Genomic DNA, 3109 nt, shown 5'->3' on the forward strand with positions numbered 1-3109 from the left:
ATACTAATGGCCTAACGACGTCGACAGCCGTGGGTGAAGACTACCTGACAACGGTGAATTCTGGTGATTGTCGATATACCTATCAGGCAACAGTTGATGGACATAACGTTGAGTATGACCCGAACACCGGCACTGTCTATACAGATATTCAGCCTTAAGCAGTTTTATTAAGAAAGTAAGCTTTGTTGTTACGATTTTTAAACAAAAACATACATTAATGATGTGCGANGTTTTAAAAGCATGTCTATAGTTAAATCAATAGATTAGTGAACGAAGTTTTAGTGCTACTTAAACTTGGCGTTAAGTCCAAGAAGCATTAACTTTTAATTTTAACGAACGAAAGCAGTAAATAATTATTAAGATTTAGGAGCTCTACTCATGAAGCGTCAAGCGGGTTTTACACTCATCGAATTGGTCATGGTTATCGTGATCTTAGGTATTTTGGCAGCCTTTGCATTGCCTCGTTTTGCAGACTTAGGTGGTGAAGCGCGTGCTGCAGCACTTCAAGGTGCTTATGGCGCGATGAGGTCTGCGTCATCCATAGCTCACGCAGACTATTTGGCTCAGGGCGATAACTCCTTGACTGAAATTACAATGGAAGGTCAGGTTATTCAGATGTTGAACGGCTATCCTGAAGCACAAACTGCTGGATCTGAAGGTATTCTTGATGCTGCTCAGATTACTGCTGCTGATTTCGATTTGGGTGGTACTCCAGGCGGTTTAGCAACTTCGACGGTTACAGTGACAGCTTCAGGTGTAACACCAGCTAATGCAGCAACTTGCCGTATTACCTATACAGCTGCTGCAGCAAATAATAGCCCAACTATTTCAATTGATGTTACGAATTGTGATTGATTAGTAGTTGTGTGAAAAAGCGCCGGTGGGCGCTTTTTTTCGTTTTTTAAAGGCAAGATTTTTGTCGAACAAGATCATAGCAAACTATTCAAAACAGACTAACCAGCATGGTTTTACCTTGATTGAGCTGGTGATGGTCATCGTGCTCATCGGTGTTCTAAGTGTCGGTGCCAATAGCCTGTTCTCTTCAAAAGACTCCTATGCAGACTACTTAGCCAAGGAAAGGCTTCTTTCTCTTGGTTTACTCGCGCAACAGTTAGCCTTGGGTGTCAGTGCTCAAGAGGTGCAAATAGCGGGTGCGGCACCTATACCGTCGGGAGATCCAGCGGAAATACAGTTTATTCGTACCGCTGGCGGCGACCTGCATTTTACCCTACTGAAGCATCAGCAAAGCGTTCAGACTTATCAACTGGAAACACCTTTGCCCACAATTTCAATAGATGGCCTTGCGCTGGCGTTGGGGGCTACTGTTAGTTTGGCGTGGGATCAAACAGCAAGTATGGACGATGCCGCAAATCACAATGTTACGATCGTTGGTACGAAAACCCATCGTATTTGCTTCTCCTCCTCGGGTTTTGTTTACGAATCGTCGGGGGCATGCCCGTGAGAGCTAATGTTACTCGTTCAAGAAGTTTAAGCCGACAGCAAGGCGTCACCTTGGTTGAACTCGTCATTTCTATTGTGATTCTATCGATTGCTATGGTTGCAGTGCTGAACTCTTTCAGTTTTACCATGAAACATAGTGCTGACCCCCTTTGGAGGAATAAGACCTTAAAGCTGACACAGTTATATTTTGACGAAATATTATCAAAGAATTATGACCACGCTACGCCCGTGGGTGGTGTGCCGATGGTCGCGAGCCCAGGTTGTACAGCAGCAGATCTGGGTCCCGATTCACCCGGAGGCGTCCTGGAAACTCGCTCTGTCTATAACGATGTGGATGACTATGATGGTTTGACAGATGCTCCACCGGTCAGCTTAACTGCAGGTTTAGATAGTTCTTATGACAGTTATAGTGTTTCTATTAGTGTGGCGTGCGATACCGCTAACTTAGTGTCAGCGAGTGCAACGAATCACGCCAAGAAAATAACTATTTCGATAACGCCACCGGGCCAAAGTACGATGACCTTTGCCGCTTATAAGGGGAACTTCTAATGTCGCGCCCCTTAAATGACTCTAAAGGATTTACCTTAATCGAGATGATTGTCACGATTGTCGTGATAGGTATTCTAGGTGTAGGAATTGCCGGATTTATCGGTCGAACTACGGAGGGCATGATCGATGCCTCTGAGCGCGGTAAAATATCTGCCATTGCTTGGGTGGTATCAGAGAAGCTAAGTAGAGAACTACGATTAGCTTTACCGAATAGTATTCAAACGCTTAGTGGCGGCTCATGTATTGAGTTTATTCCCACTGTCGCTGCAACGGACTATTTAAGTGTGCCGATTTTAAGTGGGGCCAGTAGTTTCGAGGTGGTACCTTTTGCTAGCTACGTGGATGCAAGTGTCGATACTAGCCAGGACAGAGTGGCCGTTTATAGTAATGCCGTCAGTGATGTTTATGACCTATCTGGAAGCCAGCGCGTAATTAGTAGCTTGCTTTCTAGTATTACTGCCGGCGCAACAGCCGGTGCTTTGACGATTAACTTACAATCAAGCCATCAATTTGTCAGTGACTCCCCAACTAAGCGTTTGTTTATTAGTCAGGACCCCGTGATGTTTTGTTTTAGCGGTGGCTTTCTCTATCGTTATTTTGATTATGGCTTTGATTCGACCCCTGATACCAACAAGCAAACTGTCATGGCAAATGGTGCGAATTTAGGTAGCTTTGCTTATACAGACGCCAGCCTGACTCGTAATGCTGTGGTAAATATTGCTTACAGTGTTACAGGTAGTAATGGTGAACTCCAGGCCGTAAATCAAGAGGTGCAAATTCGCAATGTACCCTAGGCAACTCCACTTTAGACAACTACACCTTAAGCAGCGAGGTATTGGACTTCCTGCGACAATATTTTTGATCGTTATTCTTGCTTTGATCGTTTTGGCAATGAGTGATCTGGCTGAAGATTCCAGTATGGGCTTTGCTCAAGACTTTGAATCTACACGAGCCTTTTACGCGGCGGAAAGCGGTGCTCAGATAGCGCTAAACAGAGTGTTCGTTGGTGGGACAACTTGTAATGATGCAATGGGGTATCTGGACTTTGATGCAGGAGGGAGTAACCCTGGCTTGGATAACTGCATTGCACAACTGATTT

General features: G+C 44.8%; 4 protein-coding genes and 1 pseudogene. All 5 read left to right on the top strand.

Features of this window, described 5'->3' with window-relative positions; genetic code table 11:
- The first annotated feature begins 378 nt into the window (after positions 1-378).
- Positions 379-855, top strand: coding sequence for a type II secretion system protein (locus A3766_RS32515; RefSeq protein ID WP_068508280.1), 477 nt, complete (start codon positions 379-381; stop codon positions 853-855).
- Positions 856-916: 61 nt separating this feature from the next.
- Entirely contained in the window at positions 917-1462 is a 546-nt protein-coding gene (locus A3766_RS22575) for a type II secretion system protein (protein WP_068740403.1), read from the top strand.
- On the top strand, positions 1459-2010 hold the full coding sequence (locus A3766_RS22580) for a prepilin-type N-terminal cleavage/methylation domain-containing protein (RefSeq protein ID WP_197469704.1): 552 nt from the start codon (positions 1459-1461) through the stop codon (positions 2008-2010). The genes A3766_RS22575 and A3766_RS22580 overlap by 4 nt, the downstream gene beginning before the upstream one ends.
- A complete protein-coding gene (locus A3766_RS22585; protein ID WP_068508272.1) occupies positions 2010-2804 on the top strand; it encodes a type II secretion system protein in 795 nt (264 codons plus the stop codon). The genes A3766_RS22580 and A3766_RS22585 overlap by 1 nt, the downstream gene beginning before the upstream one ends.
- Positions 2794-3109 (top strand): annotated as a pseudogene (locus tag A3766_RS22590) (hypothetical protein); the annotation flags it as partial. The gene A3766_RS22585 and the pseudogene A3766_RS22590, both read left to right, overlap by 11 nt.

This window comes from Oleiphilus sp. HI0132 (assembly GCF_001635845.1).